This is a genomic window from Eudoraea sp. (assembly GCF_039969275.1).
Lineage (GTDB): Bacteria > Bacteroidota > Bacteroidia > Flavobacteriales > Flavobacteriaceae > Eudoraea.
Window position 1 is genome coordinate 41223 of the sequence record NZ_JBDVOC010000007.1, and the last position, 21712, is coordinate 62934.

The window sequence follows — 21712 nt, forward strand, 5'->3', positions numbered from 1 at the left end:
AGTAAACCGCTAAATGAAGTAATCATTTAAATTGAAATCTATGAAAAGACTTTCTTTAATATCAGTTAGATTTATTTGCGTTGCCTTTTATTGTTTGCTTATTTCTTGCCAACAGAATAATTCAACTGAGGAAACAAATGATACTTCTGAAATCAAATTTAATTTACCCGAAAATTTTGTACTCGAAGAAATTTATCACCCCAGTGCGAATATGCAAGGTTCCTGGGTTGCCCTGGCAGAAGGTGCCGGCAAAATAATTTACGCATGTGATCAGCGTGGTAAGATCTATTATTTTAAAATGCCTGAAAAAGGTGATCTAGTCCAAACAGCAAAAGTAGACAGCTTGGATCTTGATATTGGCGAAGCCCATGGCCTTTTGTGGGCATTTAATAGCCTGTATGTAGCTGTCAATAAAAATTGGGAAGATGACACCGAAGATGAAAACCAAAGAGGGAGCGGTATTTACAGAATTACAGATTCAAACGGAGATGGCCAACTTAATGATGTGAGCATGCTCCTGCAATTAGAAGGAGCCGGTGAGCACGGGCCACACAGCTTTGTATTAAGCCCAAATGGTGAATCTATCTATTTTATTGCTGGAAACCACGTTATTATACCGGAACGCCTGAAAAATAATAGCCGACTACCGACAAACTGGGGAGAAGATAATCTGTTTACCCCCTATCTGGATGCACGCGGGCACGCCAATGACATAAAAGCACCGGGTGGTTGGGTAGCAAAATTTGATTCTACAGGAGAAAACTGGGAACTTATCTCTGCAGGCTATAGAAATCCTTTTGATTTGGCATTTAACCAGGATGGAGAATTATTTACCTATGATGCCGACATGGAATGGGACATAGGAATGCCATGGTACAGGCCAACCCGAATATGTCATGTTACTCCGGGAAGTGAATATGGATGGCGGACAGGATCTGGAAAATGGCCGGATTACTACCCGGATAACTTACCAGCTGTCCATAATCTTGAACAGGGCTCTCCCACGGCCATATTGGCTGGTAGAAAATTGAAATTTCCCTCGAAGTATGGCAACGGACTTTTTATTATGGATTGGAGTTTTGGGACAATCTACTTCGCTAACCTCATACCCAAAGGAAGTAGTTACTCTGCAACAAGAGAAGAATTTTTATCAGGCACGCCTTTACCATTAACTGATATGATTGCAGGTTCTGATGGCAACCTTTATTTTGCTACTGGTGGCAGAAGCCTGGATTCACACTTATATCGCCTAAGTTATGACGGAGATATTTCAAAATTAGAAAGTAAGCCGAATGATAGCGGAAAAGAATTAAGACAGCTTAGACACCAATTAGAAAATTATTCCGCAATTAATCCTGAAGAAGCTATATCCACAGCGTGGAACAATCTCGATCACGAAGACAGATTTATAAGATATGCATCTCGAATTGCCCTGGAAAACCTTTCTACGGAAGGATGGCAGGAAAGGTTCTATTCTGAAGAATCATCAGTAAAAGTGATTGAAGCCGGGATTGCGTTAGCAAGACAGGGAGATAAAAGAGATCAGGATAAGATTCTGAAAAAATTGAATCAAATCAATTGGGAAGGGCTGGATGAACAGCAGCAAATAGACCTTTTGAGAAATTATTCCCTTCTGTTTATCCGGATGGGGCAGCCGGGAAGTCAGTCTCGACAGGCGGCTATTAAAAAATTAAAACCTTATTTTCCCAATTCAAACAACGCCATAAACAGAGAGCTTGCGCAAATTATGCTCTATTTAAATGAAGGTGGTACAGTAAAAATTCTTATTGATTTATTAGAAAAACACACTGCTGAAAAGACTAACACTTCCAGTGAGATGCTTTCAGAGGAAACTACATTAAGAAGTGAACAATACGGGCCACTAATTAGGGAAGTAATCGCAAAAATGCCCCCTGGTGAAGCCATTTTTTACGGGATGCTGTTAAGCCATGCCACAGAAGGTTGGAACAAAGTACTGCGGGAGAAATACTTCCTGTGGTTTTACGATGTCTTAAGTGCTAAAGGCGGAATGAGTTTTAAAGCTTACATGGAAAATGTAAGGCTACAGGCAATGTCAAATGTCCCAAATGAAGAAAAAGCATATTTTGAAGAACTTTCCGGCGTCTATTCTCCTAACACTGTTGTGGAAAACCTCCCACAACCAATTGGTCCAGGATCAAATTATTCAGGTAGTACCATCAATCAGTTTCTTTGGAGTGATAAAATGAATGATTATAATGGAACTTTTGCCGATGGCCAGAGGGCATATCAGGCAGCCTTGTGCGTTTTATGTCACCGCATGAGAGGTGAAGGAGGTGCTACCGGACCAGATTTAACCCAGATAGTTACAAAGTTTGGAAGGTATGATTTGTTATATTCCATATACAGCCCTAATGATGACATTTCCGATCAATATGCCTTTACCCTTTTTCATTTGGATAATGACAAAAAAATAGCCGGCAGAATTCTTTCGGAAAGTACGGATTCTATTAAAATAATGCCCAATCCATTAAATACATCATATACCGTTCAATTGTCCAAATCCTCTGTAATAAAACAGGAGTTGTCACCAATTTCTCCAATGCCTTCTGGCTTACTCAATAGGTTAAACGAAAAGGAAATTACCGATCTTTTTGCCTATCTGCTAAGTGGAGCCGATGAATCGAATGAAATTTATAATAAGAATCAGGAATAAATTAGCAGTTATATTTAATGGCTCAGCATAAAACCATAATGAATACTTATTTTTGTATCAAAATATTTTCAGTCATTAAATAATGAACAATAAACTTATAGCACCCTCATTACTTGCGGCCGATTTCGGGAATTTACAAAGAGACGTTGAAATGGTCAATTCAAGTCAGGCAGACTGGCACCATATTGATGTTATGGACGGAGTTTTTGTTCCAAACATCTCATTTGGAATGCCTGTGATAAAAAGCATTGCTGAGCATGCGACCAAGCCGCTTGATGTTCATCTTATGATTATTGATCCTGATAGATATATCAAATCTTTTGCCTCTTTGGGCGCCAATATACTGACAGTGCATTATGAAGCCTGTCCACATTTGAATAGAACAATACAGGCTATTAAAGCGGAAGGCATGAAGGCAGGTGTAGCTCTTAATCCGCACACCAATATAAGCCTCCTGGAAGACAGTATTGCAGAGATAGACCTGGTTTGTGTAATGAGCGTTAATCCGGGTTATGGAGGTCAGAAGTTTATTGAAAATACATTTGCTAAAGTAAGGGCATTGAAAGCACTAATTAATGAAAAAAAGGCCAAAACACTTATAGAAATTGATGGCGGAGTAAATGCAGATAATACGAAAGCCCTTGTAGAGGCTGGTGCAGATGTTTTGGTTGCAGGAAGTTTTGTTTTCAACTCACAGGATCCTACTGCTACAATATCAAATATTTCTAAGCTTGCAAATACTTAACACTGTTTAAGAAGGTACTGAATTAAATCTGTGGTAGTCACCATCCCTTTTAGAAAACCATCTTCAACAACGGGTAATGAATGATATTCCCTTTTTATAAGTAATTCTGCAACTTCTTTAATTGTTGTATCCGGTGTAACTGTTTCTAAGTTACTTATCATCATTTGTCGGATAGTGAACATATCATATATAGAGGAAGAAATACTATCCTCTTCCCTGTAAGCCCCATCTGCAAAACTGATACGTAGTATGTCATTCAAACTTATCATCCCAACAATCTTTTGATTTTCAAGTACCGGGATATGTCGTATTTTATATTTTTTTAATAAGTGCTCTGCTCTATCCAAGCCTTCCCTTACATTAAGAGTGATAAGGTTAGTGGTCATTATACTGGAAATGGGGAGCTCAATCTGTACATTCATGACTTTCAATTTAAATATTATTTAATAAAGATCAGTTTAATCAAAAACAAAAAGAATGATAAAAGTCATGTTAGTTATGATTATAATTTAATTCTTTTTATTAATTCTGAGATTCTGATTCTTTAATATAATGCTACTTAATTTGTTAACCATATTGGCTTAACTTGCTTTCTTTAATAAGTTTAAGAATAAATTACATAGCTTTGCGTCTACCTATATTCTCACTAAATTTTACCTCTATTATTAGGAAACATATGGATAAATTTGATCTTTTGATTGTTGGTGGTGGACCGATAGGAATAGCCTGCGGACTCGAAGCTCAAAAAAACGGTTTGAGCTACCTGATTATAGAGAAGGGTCCTATAGTTAATTCCTTATTTAACTATCCCGTGAACATGCAGTTTTTCTCCTCTTCAGAACGACTGGAAATAGATGAAATTCCTTTTATAAGCAACGAGGCAAAACCAAAACGCAATGAATCTTTGGAGTATTACAGGAGAATTGTTACTTCCAATAAGTTGAAGCTTCACCTCTTCGAAAAAGTTGAGACTATAGAAAAAGAGAAAGAAGATTTTAAAGTAGCAACAAATAAAAATACATATACAGCTAATAATATTACTATTGCCACAGGATTTTACGACCTTCCAAACCTCCTGGAGGTTCCCGGGGAAAAACTCCCAAAAGTATCTCATTATTACAAGGATCCTCATTTCTATGCGAGTCAAAAACTGGCGGTGGTAGGAGCAAGTAATTCAGCGATTGACGCCGCCCTTGAGTGCTGGCGAAAAGGCGCTGAAGTTACGCTGATTATCAGAGGCCCTGAAGTTGGCAAGCGCGTTAAATACTGGGTTCGCCCGGATATTATGAACAGAATTGAAGAGGGAAGTATTAAGACCTATTATAACACTTCAGTGAAGGAAATTCGCGAAAAAGAAATTGAGCTGGAAACCCCTGAGGGAAAAATTAATATAGAAAATGATTTTGTCCTGGCCTTAACCGGATACACTCCAAATTTTGAATTTCTGGAGAATGTAGGAATTGAATTATCAAAGGATGAGAAAAAATTACCAAATTACAATCCGGAAACCATGGAAACCAATATAAAAGGAATTTACCTTGCAGGTGTTATTTGCGGAGGCATGGAAACTCATAAATGGTTTATTGAAAATTCCCGAGTACATGCAAAGATCATTATTGAAAATATTATACAGAAAAAAAGATCCGAAATCGGTAATTAAGAGTTATTCAAGCGCATGAAAAAAATTTCCCTGGCCATTCATGGAGGCGCCGGAACCCTTGTAAGGGGAATGATGACTCCTGAAAAAGAAAGCTTATATAAAGCCGTTTTAGAAAGCGCCTTAAACAGAGGGTATATGCTTTTAGAATCTGGCGCATCTGCAGTTGAAGTAGTTGAGGTATCTGTTAAAGAACTTGAAGATTCACACTTGTTTAATGCAGGTAAGGGAAGTGTCTTTACTTCCGAAGGAAAACATGAAATGGATGCTTCCATTATGGATGGAAAAACCCTTAATGCAGGAGCAGTTTCTTTGGTAAGTGGTATAAAAAATCCTATAAGTCTGGCACGGGATGTTATGGAAAAAAGCGATCATGTTTTCCTTGCTTCTAAAGGTGCTATGCAATTTGCGGATAAACTGAAATACCCTCTTGAAGACGAGAAATATTTCTATGATGAACTTCGATTCCAACAATGGCAGGAGCTTAGAGGTACTGAGGGTTTTCAACTAGACCATTCTGCAGCAAATAAGGATTCGAAATTTGGAACTGTTGGTGCGGTAGCTTGTGACGGTTTCGGGAACCTTGCAGCTGCAACTTCCACCGGAGGCATGACCAACAAGCGATTTGGCAGAGTTGGCGATAGTCCGATGATTGGAGCCGGAAATTATGCCAACAATAAAACATGTGCTGTTTCCTGTACGGGTAGTGGCGAATATTTTATCAGAGGAGTTGTTGCCTATGATTTGTCCTGTCTGATGGAATACAAAAATCTATCGCTTCAGGATGCCGCAGAGGAACTTATCCAAAATCGTTTATTGAAGTTAGGAGGAGATGGCGGTTTAATTGCTGTTGATGCCCTTGGTAATATTTCTATGCCTTTTAACACGGAAGGCATGTATAGGGCCTGCAAATCATCAGACGGCACAGATCAAATCAGTATTTATATGAATTAAGAGGCTGGAAAAGGAGCATCAAGAGGTAATACTTTTACTTTACCCATTTTCATATTAAATCGGTCCCCATTTGCCAACACATGAGTTTTAAGATTAATCAGAGACATAGGGGTGCCTTTCTCAAGAACCTTTTCATTATTGTGTTTAAGTTTTCTTGGATCAAACATAATAACCATCCCAGAACCTATTATCTCAAAAGTGCTGCTATTTTTAATAACCAGTCCTGTATCTTCCGCAAGACCAATCCCCATCATATCCGGATATTTAGCCACGGCTTCCGCAAGTCGTCCAAAACGGCCTCGACGAATAAAATGAGAGTCTATGATTAAATTGGAAATGAATCCCATACCGGTATCCATTTTTACTGCTCCTTTTATAAATGATTCTGTACTGCTGCCGCCTGCAATCATCTCACTGGACATGCACATGGCGCCGGCACTGGTGCCAGCAATCACTAGAGAGTCTTTTTTATAACGTTCTATGAGCACTTCATGTAATTTAGTGCTGCCAATTTTTGAAGTGATTTTCGATTGGTTCCCCCCTGAAAACATCACGCATTGTGCATTTCCAATCCATTCCAGATTCTTTGGGTTTTCAGACTCTTTCCTATCTCGAATGTCCATAATATGTACCTTTCGACATCCTAATTTATCGAAGGCCCTGAGATAACTATCACTTACCTCTTTCGGAATACTCGAGGCAGTTGGAATAACAACAATTTGTGCTTCTTTACCCCCACTCTCACCTACAACTCTGGAGAGGATACTTTCCTGAATAAATTCAAGGTGAAACGACTCTCCTGATTCCGTCCCTTTATCCTCATTTCCACCAATGGGAATTAAGGTTCCATTTGCCGTCATACTTTTTGGTATTTAGGAAGCAAAAATACAGCTATTGTTATAAAAAATGTCATATATTTATGAAATTACAAAGAACTTATTAAACTCATTTCAACAGTAAGAATCGTATTCGAAGGCTTGTTGTCAACTTATAAATCCGCGGTTAAAAGCCATAAAATCTAAGGTCATGAAAATAAGAGAAATAAATGCCATGAGGGGACCAAATTACTGGTCTATTCGCCGTCACAGACTAATAGTAATGGTCCTGGATTTGGAAGAAATGGAAGAATTACCAAGTAATAAAATAGATGGATTCGCAGACCGTATTCGCGAGATGTTTCCAAGTATGTACTCGCATAGATGTTCAGAAGGATGCGAAGGAGGTTTTTTTATGCGGGTAGATGAAGGAACGTGGATGGGTCATGTTATTGAGCATATTGCCCTGGAAATCCAAACATTGGCAGATATGGATACCGGATTCGGAAGAACGCGCGGATATGGGGAAAAAGGGGTATACAACGTTGTTTTCTCATACATTGAAGAAACGGTAGGAAGATATGCTGCTAAAGCTGCTGTTCGTATATGTGAAGCATTAATTGCTGCTGAGCCTTATGATCTCGAAGATGACATACAACGAATGAGAGAACTCAGGGAATCTGAAAGACTTGGACCAAGTACCGGGTCTATAGTTCTGGAAGCAAAAAGTCGTGGGATACCATGGATAAGGTTAAACAAATATTCGCTTGTGCAACTTGGGTATGGTGCCAATCAGAAAAGGATACAGGCCACCGTAACCAGTGAGACCAGTAGTATAGGAGTTGAATTAGCATGTGATAAGGAAGACACTAAATATTTATTAGAACAGGCCGAGGTTGAAGTCCCTCGTGGTGATATAATCAGCCGTGAAGGCAGTTTGGAAGATGCTTGCCGTTATGTGGGATACCCTCTGGTTATTAAACCTATTGACGGTAATCACGGCAGAGGAATTACAGTAGATATCAATTCATATGAGGATGCGCTTGAGGCCTTTAAAGTGGCTAAAGAAGTATCAAGACGGGTCATTGTTGAAAAATATATTACAGGCGAAGATTACAGGCTTTTGGTCATTAACAACAATTTTGTTGCCGCGGCGAAACGTACTCCTGCTCATGTTGTAGGTAATGGAAAATCAACTATAGAGGAATTGGTTGAGGAAGTGAATAAAGATCCACGAAGGGGATATGGCCATGAGAAAGTGCTTACTGCAATAACAATAAATGATCTAACCAAAACGATTATTACAGATGCAGGCTATACTGTAGACTCCGTATTAAAAGAAGGGGAGCGATTAATTTTAAAGGATACTGCTAACTTAAGCACCGGGGGTACTGCAGAAGATCTAACAGATATCGTTCATCCTGCCAATGTGTCAATGGCGGAAAGGATTTCAAAGATCATCGACCTCGACATATGTGGAATTGATATAATGACCAGTGATATTAGCCAGCCACTTTCAGATACAGGTGGTGCGGTTTTGGAAGTTAATGCAGGGCCCGGTTTCAGAATGCACCTGGCACCAACCTCTGGGTTGCCAAGAAACGTTGCCGCTCCTGTTGTAGATAAATTATTCCCTCAAAAAGGCGACACAGGCAGGATACCTATTATTGCTATTACCGGAACAAATGGTAAAACTACGACAAGCCGGCTTATTGCTCATATCGCTAAAATGAATGGACAAAGGGTAGGTTATACGACAAGTGATGGGGTTTATATTCAAAATAGGATGTTGATGAAAGGAGATTGCACTGGCCCGGCAAGTGCAGAGTTTGTGTTGAAGGATCCTACTGTCAATTTTGCCGTACTGGAATGTGCACGAGGTGGTTTATTAAGAGCCGGTTTAGGTTTTAAGAAATGTGATGTTGCCATTGTTACCAATGTTTCAGCAGATCATTTGGGTTTAAAAGGCATACATACTATTGAACAACTCGCCAGGGTTAAGGCAGTTATTCCGGAAACGGTGTTGCCTGATGGTTATGCCATTCTAAATGCCGATGACGATTTGGTATATGAAATGCGGAGAAACATAAATTGTAATCTTGCGCTATTCTCCATGGATGAAAATAACCCTAGGATTCAAGCCTTACAAAGAATTGGGGGAATAACTGCCATTTATGAGAATGGCTATGTAACCCTTTGCAGAGGTGAGTGGAAAATGCGGTTAATGAAGGCAGAAAATATTCCATTGACCTATGGCGGGAAGGCTCTTTTTATGATTCAAAATATTCTTCCGGCTATAATAGCTGCCAATGTTCAGGGCATCAGTATTGAAGATACGAAAGCGGCCCTGGAGACATTTATCCCATCTGCCTCAAGTACTCCCGGGCGTTTAAATCTGTTTAAGTTTAACAACTTTGACATATTATTAGACTATGCTCACAATCCTGCAGGTATGCGTGCCTTGCAAAAGTTTACAGATAATCTGGAAGCTACTGTAAAAGTAGGGATCATAGCAGGTATTGGGGACCGCAGAGAAGAAGATAATAATGAGATGGGAACAATAGCGGCGGAAATGTTTGATGAGATTATTATCAGACAGGATAAAAATTTGAGAGGTAAATCGGAAAAGGACCTAATCAATATGCTGGATGCGGGAATTAAAAAACAGGATCCCAATAAAAAAACTACCATTATTCCTTCAGAAAAAGAAGCGATTACCCACGCGGTGGCTCATGCGGAAAAAGGATCCCTTATAGTGCTCTGCAGCGATGTGGTGCCGGATGCGCTGGACCTTGTAAAACATTTAAAAGATCAGGAGGCAAATGGCGAAATGAATTAGGGCATTGGTGATCTGTTTTTAAATACCTGTTCATTATTTAGAGTTTATCATAAATAAAAATACCGGGCGAAACCCGTGGTTTTCTCAAGAAATATTCAAATGAAAAAAATATGGGTTTGGTCAATTACGGCAGCTTTAGCCGGGTTTCTTTTCGGCTTTGATACCGTTGTTATTTCCGGTGCTGATAAAACACTTCAAGCATTGTGGGGTTCGTCCGATGTGTTTCATGGAGTAGTAGTAATAGGAATGGCACTTTGGGGCACTGTTATTGGCGCATTATTAGGCGGTATCCCCACAAATAAACTCGGCAGAAAGAATACCCTTATATGGATAGGTATATTTTATACAATCTCGGCTTTGGGCTCTGCCTTGTCAAGTGATCCTATAACGTTTGCCATTTTTAGATTTATTGGTGGATTAGGGGTAGGGGCTTCAACAATCGCCGCTCCTGCTTACATTTCAGAGATTGCTCCTGCTAAGGATCGAGGCAAACTTGTTGGTTTATATCAGTTTAATATTGTATTTGGTATCCTGATTGCCTTTTTTTCAAATTACCTGTTAAATGGAATTGGGGAAAATGCCTGGCGCTGGATGGTAGGAGTTGAAGCCATCCCGGCAGCTATTTATACCGTATTCGCATTGACAATTCCAAAAAGTCCTAGGTGGTTGTTGTCTAAACTCCGTGTTGATGAGGCTAAAACAGTTTTAGAAGTTATAAATCCTGGCATGGATTCAGAACACATGATGCTGGAAATCGAAAAGGAAAGTGAAGGTACGATTCCAGGGGAAAACATTTTCTTAATGAAATATAGATTTCCATTGATACTGGCTTTTTGCATCGCCTTTTTTAATCAACTCTCGGGAATCAATGCTTTTCTTTATTATGCTCCACGAATATTGGAAGAAGCTGGCCTGGGTGCCAGCACCGCCCTGTTGAGTAGTATTGGTATAGGGGTAACCAATATGTTATTCACCCTTTTGGGAATATACCTGATTGACCGAATGGGGAGAAAACAATTAATGTATATCGGCTCTATTGGATATATTATAGCACTATCTCTGGTAGCCTGTGCATTTTATTTAAACTGGGAAGGAATTTCTGTAGCATTCTTTTTATTCCTGTTTATAGCAGCCCATGCAATTGGACAAGGTACTGTAATTTGGGTGTTTATTTCAGAAATATTCCCTAATCATTTAAGAGGATACGGCCAAAGCTTTGGAAGTTCTGTGCATTGGATTCTCGCAGCTGTTGTGCCTTCATTAATTCCTATTCTCTTTGCTACTATAGGCCCCGGAATTGTATTTACATTTTTCGCATTTATGATGTTTTTACAGCTTCTTTTTGTGGCCTTTATTATGCCTGAGACCAAGGGGGTGCCACTGGAAGAATTAAGCAAGTCGCTTACAAGAACTAAGAAGGATAAATCTGGAGGAGATTTCAAATAAGATTAATTGCATTGTATAAAAAAGAATTAGGCCAGGAACAGGTTAACGAATTGGTTGCCTAAATTTATTATCAAATTTCAACTGTGATTCTTATCTTCCAGTACTTTCTGTGCGTTAATGTCGTCTAAAGTAATTTCTTAAAATTCTTCTCACATCTGCCGGATTAAATTTCAGTACTTTTAAAACTACTAGGAAGTAATTTATTTGAAAATGAGTGCCCTAACAAAATATTGGTTTTTGGAAGGTTTTGATTTGTTCCAAAAGCTGGGAAAACCTACCATGATGCATATGTGCTCTATCCTCGAAATGGAAAACCTGGATAAAGGTCAGGTAATAAAAATGAATAATCGAGATAACAGGAGTATTTTCTTTCTAAAGCAAGGAAGCGTCAAGATTATTGACTCCTCAAACGATATTGTAAAGTACATTGTCCGAAAGGGAAATATTTTTGGAGAATTGTCCTTATATGATAAAAAAAGGGACGCTGAAGAATGCGCGATAGCTTTGGAAGACTGCATAATATGCTATATTGAATCTGATATGATGGAGAATCTTATGGAAGAACATGAGACTTTGAAAAATGCGGTTTTAAAAATTTATGGTATCCGAATAAAACGATTGGAAAGAAGACTCCGCGACCTGCTTTATAAAGATAGTACTACAAGAATTACTGAATTTATTACTTCCTATATTAAAGAATTTGGCAAGGAGCAGGAAAGTCAATTGGTAGCTAAAAATTTATTGTCACATAAAGATATTGCCAATCTTACCAATACGTCCAGACAAACAGTTAGCAATACAGTAAGTAATCTTAGAAAAATTGGACATATTGAGTATAGCACTCAATACATTTCCATTCCAAAAACAGTAAACTAATGAGAAATTTTTTCAGCAATCTTTTTAAAACTAAAAAAACAGATGAATTTGATGAAGTTCCCGAAGGGGTTTGCCCCAATTGTTGGGGAGATCAGGAATATGGTAACCTTATCCGTGAAAAATTTAAGGACGCCCAGATTGGAGTAAATAATAAAGAAAGAAAGTATGCTTTTATACAGGACTTTATGGTAACCCATTTAGATGGAATAAAACTAAAAAGTGCCGTACAAGGCTCAGAATGTCCTACTTGTGAAATATCATATAAAAAATAATCTAAATTCTAAACAATCAATAATGTCAAAACAACTCTCAAAAATGACGGAACAACACTGTTCCAATCCTCCTGCCAAATACAACGATCTAAAAGTTTTATTCCTTAACTGCACTCTAAACAGAACGCCGGTTCTTTCGCATACCGAGGCACTTATAGGTGTAGCTCAGCGAATTTTCGAGGCAAATGGTGTAGCTACAAAAGTTATCAGGCCAGTGGATTATGAGCTTCCAGCAGGACTGGGGCTGGATATGTCCAAAACCCCGGAATGGGAGAAAGATGACTGGCCCATGCTTCAAAAAGAAGTAGACGCCTGTGATATTCTTATCCTGTGTACTTCAGTCTGGTTGGGAGAAAAATCTTCGGTATGTAACCGTGTATTGGAGCGGATGTATGGATATACTCATATGTTTAATGAAAAAGGGCAATACAGAGATTATGGCAAAGTTGGTGCTACCTTAATAACAGGTAACGAAGATGGTGTTAAACACTGTGCCATGAATATACTATTTTCACTTTCTCATATTGGGTATTCCGTGCCTCCACAGGCTGATGCCGGTTGGATGGGTGAAGCAGGACCAGGACCTTCCTACAGAGACGAAGGTTCAGGAGGTCCGGAGAATGACTTTACCAATAGAAATACGACTTTCCTGGTCTGGAACTGTTTGCATCTTGCCCGAATGTTAAAAGACAATGGCGGCATACCGGCACACGGTAACCAACCCGATGAGTGGGCTGCAGGATGCAAGGCAGGATTTGACAGCCCCGAACATAAAAGATAAATCTGTTATATGGATAAAATGATGTACCTGCTGGCGCAATACCTTGCGGCCGCAGGAATAAGTTTTTTAGAGAAAAAGGATGATGACAGCCATAGTAATCTTGGCTTTTTAATCGAAAATAGTAGCATGTATTCAAGGCCGTTAAATGAGAACGGAGATACATTGTCTGTAAACTATGAAAAATTTACTTTAGAATGGAGTTCAAATGATGTGTCCACTTCACTGCGATTGGATGGTACCACCCATTACGAAATTCTAAAATGGATAAAAAAGATGGGCGACAAGGCGGCCATTAAGCTTCCATATGAATATAGCTTTCATTATGATTTTCCCTATCAAATAAAAGATAATTTTGTTTTTAAACTTTTGGATGCTAATAGACTTCGTGAATTGTTGAATCTTAGGATTTTGGCCCAATCTGTTCTTAAAACTTTTTTACAGGACGAAAATTTAAACTCCGAAATTCGGATATGGCCCCACCACTTTGACACCGGGGCTTATGTTATTTTCAATGATATGACGGGTGATGCAATTGGATTAGGCCTTGCAGTTCCTGATACTGTGTGCAGAGATCATTATTTATACATCAGTGGATACAAAGGACATGAGGTAATTGATACTTCGGATTTTAAACCTTTATCGCATGGATCCTGGGGTGTAAATGGATTTAATGGAGCAATCCTGCCAGCCACAGAAATTGACAAGAACAAGGGTACTGCCTTTTTGTCCGAGGCATTTTTTCAATATAAATATTAAACCGATTATTTATGGCTTCTTCGCAAGACCTTATTTGGCATAAAGTTCTGGATAATAAGACTGATTTACCAGAGAGCAGGGTGTAATTGAATTTAATCCTTTGTTTTGCTCTTCATATTAAACAACAACATTAAAATTAGTGCTAATGGAATAAAAAAACTACCAATTGCCAATGTTTCAAAATAACCATCAAACATTGAAAAACCCTGCCATGCCGCTATACCTTTATAGAAGATAAGTACCTCAGTTATTGCAAATCCAATTAAATAAAGCATGTATGATATTTTCGATAAGTATATCAATTTAAAAAAGTCTAATAACAGAAATAATCCAATACTCATCACACCTAAGAATGTCCAATGCAGATAACCAACGGTAAAGTCCAGATAGGTTGCCGCCAAATTCGCATAATAGGGTAAAGAAGTTAATAATTGGAGCATCATTTTGATCCCCAACATTAAGGCCACAGTTTTTAACAATTGGTATTGAAATCTTGAAAAGATGTCGGTCAATTTGATTCTTGATTTTAGGACTATTTCAAGAAGAATTGCAAAAGATAAAATTTGGAACACATCGCCCACTCCACCTAAAACATTAAAAATGATATTTGGTTTTGTCCAAAGGGTGGACAAGAAAAACGTAAGGAGAATACCCAGATTGATACTCCAAAAAAACCTCTTAAATTGTACATTTGAAATTATTATCCGATGTTGTTCCAAAACATAAAAAAACAATCCCAGTAAAGCCATAATCATCCATCCATTATATTGAAAATGAAGATAAAAATAAATAGACATCCGATACCAAATAGATTCCTGCCCTAACGAAACCATTATGGCTCCCAGCATCCAGGGACCAATACTTGAAAATACCATATACCATAATGCCGCGTTAATGCATTTATAGTAATTGGTTGTCCGCAGCTCCCTGGGTACATTTTTCATTATGAACCAAGTGAACCAATAGGATGCGAACAGAAATAAGGTGGAAAATATTATGGAGAACACTGCATATCCCTGAAAGGGGAAAGTCAGAAGCATTCCCACCAAGGTCAACTGTGTAAACCAAAAAATTGCACGGTATTCCTTGTACTTGTCAATTTTCCGGGCATAAATCTTGAAAATCAAGGTAGTCAAAACCAGATAAACCCAACCCAACAAGGCAATATGTGAATGTGTATGAACAATATAGTCATAGTTTAGTGGAATTTTAATCGCATAAAATGACCTTAATAACACACCCAAAGAGGCTGCCAGGAAAAAATAGCCTAAAGCTATTTGGATGTGTCGGTTTAATTTAATCACTATCTCAGGTGTTTAGGTAAGCCAATCTAACTTTAAAAGGACTAACTGACAAATATCATGTTTTAAGACTGCTTGTTGTTAGAAATTTGTAATGGCAAATTACGTTTAATTTTGATTCGCGTTTGTCATAAATTAAATTGTAACATGACAAATGCCCATTCATTCCATATTCCCGTTATGGGAATAGGCTTTACCATAGACACGCCTTTAAAAGTTTCCCAATTTGGCATAAACTCCGTTATTTCCTTAGTGGATGATATTCTCATTGAAAAATTGAGAAAAATGTATTGCGATAAATTCGGGCGACCCTATTCTGAGATTACCGAAAAAATAGATGATTTTAGGGCGAAAAGAATTACCTCCTATCTTAACCTTATCTATGATGAGAGCGTTAAGAAATTCGAAGAGCTAAAAAATATAACTGCTGAATCTGCAACTGAAATCAAGAACTATTTTTCAATGTTGCCCGATACCTCAAGTTTGAAACAAGAATTCAAAAATTTGACTAAAGACTCTTTTGATCTACAGGAAATCAAAACTTGGGTAACCGAAAACCTCTCTATGGGTAGTATTGATGTTAATATTATGACCAAGGTTGATAAGGAAAATTATATTAAAAAGGAAAAATTGCCTTCGGAATATAATGATGCCCATGCTGCTCTGAGAGGATATGCTAACAGTGTTCTAAGCTCTTCCCTGATCCTTTCTGCCGGAATGAACCCAAGATTATATAGCTATTTGGAACGGTTTGAGGATTTTTATCCCGATGAAAATGGAACCATCAAAAAGAAAATCGTTTTAAAAGTAAGTGATTTCCGGTCTGCTTTGATCCAAGGTAAATTCCTGGCAAAAAAAGGATTATGGGTGTCAGAATATCGAATAGAATCCGGACTTAATTGTGGCGGACATGCCTTTGCTACAGATGGTTATCTTATGGGCCCTATCCTAAATCAGTTTAAAGAAGAGAAAGAAGAATTGAGCCAATCGGTTCATGAGATTTTGGTGAGTGCTTTAACCCAAAAAAATCGGGTTGCTCCAAAAAATATCTTGCCATTAAAAATAACGGCCCAAGGTGGTGTTGGCACTACAGAGGAACACAACTTTATTTTGAATCATTACAAGGCAGACTCTGTTGGCTGGGGAACACCATTTCTTCTGGTGCCGGAAGCAACAACCGTTGACAAGTCGACCATCTCAAAATTAGTCGAGGCCAAAGAAAATGATTTGTATCTCAGTAATACCTCCCCCCTGGGCATTCCCTTTCATAGCTTAAAAGGAAATACTAAAGATTTGGAAAAATCCAAATTGATTGAAAAGGGAAGACCAGGAAGCCCTTGTCCGAAAAAATTTGTAGCCATGAATAAAGACTTTTTGGATACTGGAATCTGCACGGCATCCAGACAATACCAACACCTAAAAATCAAGGAGTTGGACAAGCAAGAACTTTCTACCGAAGACTATACGTACTACTACAATAAGATAACCGAAAAATCCTGTACCTGTGTTGGTCTGGGAACTTCTGCTCTGCTCACTTATGGGCTTGATACAAAAACCGAAGGCCAGGGGGTATCGATATGCCCAGGTCCTAATATGGCTTATTTTTCCAAAACCGTGGAATTGAGTGAAATGATAGACCATATTTATGGAAAGACCAATGTGATGACAAGGAAGGATCGTCCCCACATGTTCATTAAAGAACTCCATATTTATTTGGACTATCTTGGAACAAGAATTACCGAAAACCAGGTATCGCCAACCGATAAGCAAAGGAAGTATTTGTTGACCTTCGCTAGCAATTTAAATGATGGAATACAGTATTATCAGGAATTGTTCAACAACCTAAAAGAAGAATTTCCGGGGTCCAAACAACAAATACTGGAACAATTGGACGAGGGCAGAAAGACTTTGAAAAGCTTAGTTCAGGAAATCGAAAGATTGGAAAATAACCTGGCAAGCCCGTAGCTGGTTATTAATATTTGACTAGATAATTTGAAATATCAAGGCACATCATCTTTTTCTGGCTTGCAATAATGCGGTAGAAGAAAAGATTCGCTTACAGAAATATTTCGTTTGGAGCCCTTTTAATAACTTTGAATTGGCGGACAGGCATTCAAAGCGATTAGAAATTAACTATATAGATTATAATATACTGGAGTGAATAGCCAAAAGTTCCGCTTATTGGTTTAAAGAAGTTATTGATAAAAATGGTTGGTAATAAAGGAAAGGGAAAAAGGGAGCCATATCGGCTCCCTAATTAAAATAATGATTGTTGTACTTTTTTATTTTCCCTAGTTAGTGTATTTTCTAACCGCATTCCAATTTGTTCTTTTACTCGTCTGGAAAGTGGAGAATAAGAAAGATCCTTTTGTTTTTGTGCTTCTATTTGAATGTCTCATGTTTTGTTTTTTTACATATTAGATATCACTAAGACGTAAAGACATTTAAAACGTTACACTTAATCTTCTGAATTATAACAATTTTAACAAATCCTTTAATTGACTATTATATGGCTAAAGATTAATTTGTTTCAGCTAAAGACACTTATTCCATACTAAACAACCAGCTGCCATCATTTAACCATTTGTCGTCAATAATCTTGAGGGCCCCTGCTAAATCAAAGGCCTTTAGGTAATTTTGCACCAGGTTATGAAAATGAAGATCATCTGCTGGCAGTGCCATTCCTATCGGCTCTATATTCATTGGGCCTTCCAGCGTTACTAAATCTTTTCCCTGGTTGCGCATGATGGTAATTACACAAATCGGGTAATCTGCTACCATGGCATCAGCCTGATCATTAAGTATCAAAGCTATAGCTTCATCATAATTGTTCACTGGTATAGCCTGTGCTTTGGGCATATATTTTTTAACAAAAGTCTCACTTGTAGATCCCTTTAAAAAAGTTATTTTGTAGGCTTCATTATTGGCAGCTTCGGTCCCCTTCAATTTGGATAAGACAGATGATTTTGCAAGAATTGATTTACCAGATATCGTATAAGGTCCAGCAAACAAAGCTTTTACACTACGTTCGGAAGTAACTGTCATTCCGGACATAACCGCATCTATTTTGCCAGCCTCCAATGCCGGTAAAAGTTCTGAAAATGGCATTACTACCGTTGTTAATTTTACGCCCATTCCGTTAGCTAATACATTGGCTATGTCTATTTCAAAGCCCATTAATTCGCCAGATTTTGATTTCATATTAAAGGGTGGTTGATTCCCCGTTAGACCAATCCTGATCTCTCCATTTTTAAGAATTTTATTGAGTGTTTTCTGTCCATGGACCGGAAGGGCCAAGGCGATAAAAAAAAGTAAAATAACGCTGGTGTGTTTTATTTTCATAGTTTCTTGCTTTAAGTTGATTACTGAATATAATAAGTTGCTGAAGATAACGCTTCATTCTTTTACAAGCAAACATGCTTGTAATTGCAGTGTAAAATGAAAATTTCATACTACCGTTGTGGAATAATTTTGTTCAGGATGGATACAGGATTAACTTTCGCTGCTTTATTCACGCCAAGCTTTGAAATCTAAAAGGGATTAACTAGCGTTTTTCCCTACAAGGCTCCGCCTTGAAATCTAAAAGGGATTAACTAGCGTTTTTCCCTACAAGGCTCCGCCTTGAAAGTAAAAATCCCAAACTCACAAATTCAAGCAAGCTTGATTTGCTGTTTGGGATTTTTACTTATTCGTGACCCCGGAGGGATTCAAACCCCCAACCCTCAGAGCCGAAATCTGATGCGCTATTCAGTTGCGCCACGGGGCCATTAGTTTTAGCGAGCGCAATTTACACAAAAAGAGCTATTTGGAGCTAATAAAATACGCTCAATTGGTATTTTCTTTTTACATTTTGGACAGACACCAAAATCACTGGTTCCCAGTTTATCCAAATTACTCTTTAATCCTTTAAGACGTTCTTTGGCTTTAACAAGGGCTGCATCCATAACCCCTTTATTGTTTATCGCATCCATTCGCGATACTCGGCCGATAGCATTATCGGGAGCAATGGGTTGCGACAGTTCTATATATTGCTCAATTTTCTTTTCAGTCTTGGCGATATCAGATTCAAAAAGCCTACGAATTTCTTGAACATTCATTTTAAAATTAAGTAAGTTTAGCACGAACAATGCCCGAAATTGTTTTTCCGTCTGCTTGCCCACCCAATTGCTTGGATACTATCCCCATAACTTTTCCCATGTCTTTCATGCCAGAGGCACCAGTACTTTCAATTATCTGGATAACAACTTTTTCTATTTCATCTTCACTTAACTGAGCTGGTAAAAATTTTTCAATTACAGCTATCTGGGCCAATTCTGGTTCAGCAAGATCTTCTCTTCCCTGTTCCTTAAAAATCGTTGCACTGTCTTTTCGCTGTTTTACCAGCTTTTGAATTAATTTTATTTCATCTGCATCAGATAATTCGTCTCCGGCTCCCTTTTCAGTTTGTGCCAATAGTAAAGCAGATTTTATTGCCCTCAAAGACTCCAAAGCTACGCTGTCTTTGGCTTTCATTGCCGCTTTTATTTCTTCCATCACTTGATTCTGTAAACTCATATTTTGTGAATTTTAGGAGCGCACAAGATAAAAAAAATAAACCCGAAAATGTAATGTATTTTCGGGTCTATTCTATGTTTGGGCACATCATCCCGCATTCTGACTAGTCTACATTATCATGTAAAAATGAGTTGTTAGAACGTAACTGAATTTCATCATTACTGTCTTCGCTTAAAGTGGTTCTGGACACTTTACCCTCTTTGGGGCTTTCATTTAAATCGATGCCCTGACGTTTATAAGCCGGTTCCTTTTCTATTTCATCAATATTATTTACGCTATTCTGAAACTTGTAATTGAAATCTTTTAGTTTTCTCCTGCGCTCATCGGCCCTTTCTCTAAGAATTTCTTCAATTGGAGTATTCATGGGGTCCCCGTCGCTTATTTCAACTTCTTCTTTCTCAGCCACAGTCTTTTTCTCGAAAACCAATTCATCCTCTATAAGTTTAGGTTCAAATTCTTCCGCTTTCGATTTGGCACCAGTTAACTTATTTTCCAGTTCCATATAATCATCAAGACTATAGCGGGTCTCTCCTTCCTTGTTGTATTCCAAAACAGGAATTACCTCTATATGTTCACTAACATCTAAATCATTTATATTTTCATCAAGGCTAAATGTGATAACATTTTCATTCTCCTCTTTATCCGAATCCGTCAAAGGCATATCAAAACTAAGGGCAATCTGTTCCTTTTCATCTATTTTGCCTGCTAATTCTTCAGGATCTATTACTTCAATATCCTTCAGGTCCTTTTTAGAATCAATTATGATAAAATCCTCTTCCGTAATTTCATCTGCTATAACCTCTTCATAGAAAACATTAAAATTTCTGATATAATTGGTTGTCGGAATAAGATCTATTGTCTCTTCTACCTCTAAAGTATGTTTTATTATTGGTTCAAAAACTTCTTCTTCCTCTTCCCGTTGGCTAATGACATTTTCATCACTCAAATCCTGTTCGGCTTTTTGCTCATCTTCAAGAGTGTGTATAATTTTTTTGGTTTCAGTATTAACAATTTCATTCTGCTGGTCAATGTTAAAACCAGTGGCAATTACAGTTACAGCTATAGCTTCACCCAAGCTTTCGTCTTCACCCACACCCATAATAATATTAGCACCATGACCGGCTTCAATTTGAATATGATCATTAATTTCTCCTATTTCATCAATAGTGATCTCCTGAGATCCCGAAACAATAAGTAATAACACATTTTTGGCCCCTGTAATCTTATTATCATTCAATAATGGAGAATCCAGTGCTTTCATTATAGCCTCGTTAGCTCTTGCTGATCCAGACGACATAGAAGAACCCATAATAGCCGTACCACTATTTGAAAGAACTGTTTTGGCATCACGCAGGTCAATATTCTGAGTATAATGGTGAGTAATTACTTCGGCAATACCTCTGGCAGCAGTTGCAAGCACCTCATCTGCCTTTGAAAAACCTGCTTTAAAGCCTAAATTGCCATAAACTTCCCTTAATTTATTGTTATTAATTACAATTAAAGAGTCTACATTAGAACGTAACTTTTCAATCCCTATTTGAGCCTGTTGACACCTCATCTTGCCTTCAAACTGAAATGGCATAGTAACAATCCCCACAGTAAGGACATCCATTTCTTTAGCTTGCTTAGCTATAACAGGAGCAGCTCCGGTACCTGTTCCACCTCCCATACCGGCAGTAATGAAAATCATTTTGGTAGTATTATCAAGCATTTGCTTAATTTCCTCCATACTCTCCAGGGCAGCTTGTTCACCTACTTCAGGATTGGCACCAGCTCCGAGTCCTTCAGTTAGAGAAACACCCAGTTGTATTTTATTGGGTACGGGACTATTCTGTAAAGCCTGTGAGTCTGTATTACAAATCACAAAATCTACTCCATTTATTCCGGCCTGGAACATGTGATTTATTGCATTACTTCCACCCCCTCCTACGCCAATTACTTTAATTACATTACTTTGATTCTTTGGTAAATCAAAGGCTATATTTTCAAATTCGGTGCTCTTGCTCATGTTTTATGTGTTA

General features: G+C 38.0%; 18 protein-coding genes and 1 tRNA gene. 11 read left to right on the forward strand and 8 right to left on the reverse strand.

The window, feature by feature from the left end; genetic code table 11:
- Positions 1–40 precede the first annotated feature (40 nt).
- Together ABJH90_RS04795 and rpe are read left to right on the forward strand one after the other, a co-directional pair.
- Positions 41–2695, forward strand: a complete 2655-nt coding sequence (locus tag ABJH90_RS04795; RefSeq protein ID WP_348137059.1) for a hypothetical protein — start codon at positions 41–43, stop codon at positions 2693–2695.
- 82 nt (positions 2696–2777) lie between these two features.
- Complete coding sequence (gene rpe, locus ABJH90_RS04800) at positions 2778–3440, forward strand: ribulose-phosphate 3-epimerase (protein ID WP_348137061.1); 663 nt, start codon at positions 2778–2780, stop codon at positions 3438–3440.
- On the opposite strand, the gene ABJH90_RS04805 is transcribed toward rpe, so the two are convergent.
- Positions 3437–3862, reverse strand: coding sequence for a CBS domain-containing protein (locus tag ABJH90_RS04805; RefSeq protein WP_348137063.1), 426 nt, complete (start codon positions 3860–3862; stop codon positions 3437–3439). The genes rpe and ABJH90_RS04805 overlap by 4 nt on opposite strands.
- 254 nt (positions 3863–4116) lie before the next feature.
- On the opposite strand from ABJH90_RS04805, the gene ABJH90_RS04810 reads away from it, so the two are divergent.
- Positions 4117–5100 (forward strand): YpdA family putative bacillithiol disulfide reductase, encoded by a 984-nt coding sequence (locus ABJH90_RS04810; protein WP_348137065.1) that lies wholly within the window; start codon positions 4117–4119, stop codon positions 5098–5100.
- Between the two features lie 15 nt (positions 5101–5115).
- Positions 5116–6051, forward strand: coding sequence for an isoaspartyl peptidase/L-asparaginase (locus ABJH90_RS04815; RefSeq protein ID WP_348137067.1), 936 nt, complete (start codon positions 5116–5118; stop codon positions 6049–6051).
- On the opposite strand, the gene ABJH90_RS04820 is transcribed toward ABJH90_RS04815, so the two are convergent.
- Entirely contained in the window at positions 6048–6911 is an 864-nt protein-coding gene (locus tag ABJH90_RS04820; RefSeq protein ID WP_348137069.1) for a cyanophycinase, read from the reverse strand. The two genes, ABJH90_RS04815 and ABJH90_RS04820, sit on opposite strands and share 4 nt — an antisense overlap.
- A 166-nt stretch (positions 6912–7077) precedes the next feature.
- Here ABJH90_RS04820 and cphA point away from each other — a divergent pair, with 166 nt between their 5' ends.
- The 6 genes from cphA to ABJH90_RS04850 all read left to right on the forward strand — a co-directional run bounded on the left by cphA (position 7078) and on the right by ABJH90_RS04850 (position 13836).
- On the forward strand, positions 7078–9705 hold the full coding sequence (gene cphA / locus ABJH90_RS04825) for a cyanophycin synthetase (RefSeq protein ID WP_348137071.1): 2628 nt from the start codon (positions 7078–7080) through the stop codon (positions 9703–9705).
- Positions 9706–9804: 99 nt separating this feature from the next.
- A complete protein-coding gene (locus ABJH90_RS04830; RefSeq protein ID WP_348137073.1) occupies positions 9805–11151 on the forward strand; it encodes a sugar porter family MFS transporter in 1347 nt (448 codons plus the stop codon).
- 210 nt (positions 11152–11361) lie between these two features.
- Positions 11362–12027 (forward strand): Crp/Fnr family transcriptional regulator, encoded by a 666-nt coding sequence (locus ABJH90_RS04835; RefSeq protein ID WP_348137075.1) that lies wholly within the window; start codon positions 11362–11364, stop codon positions 12025–12027.
- Positions 12027–12299 carry a hypothetical protein gene (locus ABJH90_RS04840; RefSeq protein ID WP_348137077.1) on the forward strand — a complete coding sequence of 91 codons (273 nt, stop codon included), beginning with the start codon at positions 12027–12029 and terminating at the stop codon, positions 12297–12299. Before ABJH90_RS04835 ends, ABJH90_RS04840 begins: the two co-directional genes overlap by 1 nt.
- A gap of 22 nt (positions 12300–12321) precedes the next feature.
- Positions 12322–13080, forward strand: coding sequence for an NAD(P)H-dependent oxidoreductase (locus tag ABJH90_RS04845; RefSeq protein ID WP_348137079.1), 759 nt, complete (start codon positions 12322–12324; stop codon positions 13078–13080).
- A 9-nt stretch (positions 13081–13089) separates the two neighbouring features.
- Positions 13090–13836, forward strand: coding sequence for a hypothetical protein (locus tag ABJH90_RS04850; protein ID WP_348137081.1), 747 nt, complete (start codon positions 13090–13092; stop codon positions 13834–13836).
- 92 nt (positions 13837–13928) lie between these two features.
- Here the strand turns inward: ABJH90_RS04850 and ABJH90_RS04855 are convergent, their stop codons facing one another.
- Complete coding sequence (locus tag ABJH90_RS04855; protein WP_348137083.1) at positions 13929–15140, reverse strand: hypothetical protein; 1212 nt, start codon at positions 15138–15140, stop codon at positions 13929–13931.
- A gap of 144 nt (positions 15141–15284) precedes the next feature.
- Between ABJH90_RS04855 and ABJH90_RS04860 the strand changes: the two genes are divergently transcribed.
- The gene (locus ABJH90_RS04860; RefSeq protein ID WP_348137085.1) at positions 15285–17102 is read left to right on the forward strand and encodes a hypothetical protein; all 1818 of its coding nucleotides are present in this window, start codon (positions 15285–15287) and stop codon (positions 17100–17102) included.
- 579 nt (positions 17103–17681) lie between these two features.
- Here the strand turns inward: ABJH90_RS04860 and ABJH90_RS04865 are convergent.
- The 5 genes from ABJH90_RS04865 to ftsZ all read right to left on the reverse strand — a co-directional run bounded on the left by ABJH90_RS04865 (position 17682) and on the right by ftsZ (position 21699).
- Positions 17682–18479 (reverse strand): transporter substrate-binding domain-containing protein, encoded by a 798-nt coding sequence (locus tag ABJH90_RS04865; RefSeq protein WP_348137087.1) that lies wholly within the window; start codon positions 18477–18479, stop codon positions 17682–17684.
- 350 nt (positions 18480–18829) lie between these two features.
- Positions 18830–18903, reverse strand: a tRNA-Arg gene (locus tag ABJH90_RS04870).
- 7 nt (positions 18904–18910) lie between these two features.
- The gene (locus ABJH90_RS04875) at positions 18911–19234 is read right to left on the reverse strand and encodes a TraR/DksA C4-type zinc finger protein (RefSeq protein WP_348137089.1); all 324 of its coding nucleotides are present in this window, start codon (positions 19232–19234) and stop codon (positions 18911–18913) included.
- A gap of 7 nt (positions 19235–19241) precedes the next feature.
- Positions 19242–19691, reverse strand: coding sequence for a GatB/YqeY domain-containing protein (locus tag ABJH90_RS04880; RefSeq protein WP_348137091.1), 450 nt, complete (start codon positions 19689–19691; stop codon positions 19242–19244).
- A gap of 103 nt (positions 19692–19794) precedes the next feature.
- Entirely contained in the window at positions 19795–21699 is a 1905-nt protein-coding gene (ftsZ, locus tag ABJH90_RS04885) for a cell division protein FtsZ (RefSeq protein ID WP_348137093.1), read from the reverse strand.
- Positions 21700–21712 lie beyond the last annotated feature (13 nt).

Coding starts and splice junctions, on each gene's coding strand:
- ABJH90_RS04820 (WP_348137069.1), bottom strand. CDS start 6,911: ATGACGGCAAATGGAACCTTAATTCCCATTGGTGGAAATGAGGATAAA.
- ABJH90_RS04840 (WP_348137077.1), top strand. CDS start 12,027: ATGAGAAATTTTTTCAGCAATCTTTTTAAAACTAAAAAAACAGATGAA.
- ABJH90_RS04795 (WP_348137059.1), top strand. CDS start 41: ATGAAAAGACTTTCTTTAATATCAGTTAGATTTATTTGCGTTGCCTTT.
- ABJH90_RS04865 (WP_348137087.1), bottom strand. CDS start 18,479: ATGAAAATAAAACACACCAGCGTTATTTTACTTTTTTTTATCGCCTTG.
- ftsZ (WP_348137093.1), bottom strand. CDS start 21,699: ATGAGCAAGAGCACCGAATTTGAAAATATAGCCTTTGATTTACCAAAG.
- cphA (WP_348137071.1), top strand. CDS start 7,078: ATGAAAATAAGAGAAATAAATGCCATGAGGGGACCAAATTACTGGTCT.
- ABJH90_RS04810 (WP_348137065.1), top strand. CDS start 4,117: ATGGATAAATTTGATCTTTTGATTGTTGGTGGTGGACCGATAGGAATA.
- ABJH90_RS04835 (WP_348137075.1), top strand. CDS start 11,362: ATGAGTGCCCTAACAAAATATTGGTTTTTGGAAGGTTTTGATTTGTTC.
- ABJH90_RS04860 (WP_348137085.1), top strand. CDS start 15,285: ATGACAAATGCCCATTCATTCCATATTCCCGTTATGGGAATAGGCTTT.
- ABJH90_RS04850 (WP_348137081.1), top strand. CDS start 13,090: ATGGATAAAATGATGTACCTGCTGGCGCAATACCTTGCGGCCGCAGGA.
- ABJH90_RS04815 (WP_348137067.1), top strand. CDS start 5,116: ATGAAAAAAATTTCCCTGGCCATTCATGGAGGCGCCGGAACCCTTGTA.
- ABJH90_RS04875 (WP_348137089.1), bottom strand. CDS start 19,234: ATGAATGTTCAAGAAATTCGTAGGCTTTTTGAATCTGATATCGCCAAG.
- ABJH90_RS04880 (WP_348137091.1), bottom strand. CDS start 19,691: ATGAGTTTACAGAATCAAGTGATGGAAGAAATAAAAGCGGCAATGAAA.
- ABJH90_RS04845 (WP_348137079.1), top strand. CDS start 12,322: ATGTCAAAACAACTCTCAAAAATGACGGAACAACACTGTTCCAATCCT.
- ABJH90_RS04805 (WP_348137063.1), bottom strand. CDS start 3,862: ATGAATGTACAGATTGAGCTCCCCATTTCCAGTATAATGACCACTAAC.
- rpe (WP_348137061.1), top strand. CDS start 2,778: ATGAACAATAAACTTATAGCACCCTCATTACTTGCGGCCGATTTCGGG.
- ABJH90_RS04830 (WP_348137073.1), top strand. CDS start 9,805: ATGAAAAAAATATGGGTTTGGTCAATTACGGCAGCTTTAGCCGGGTTT.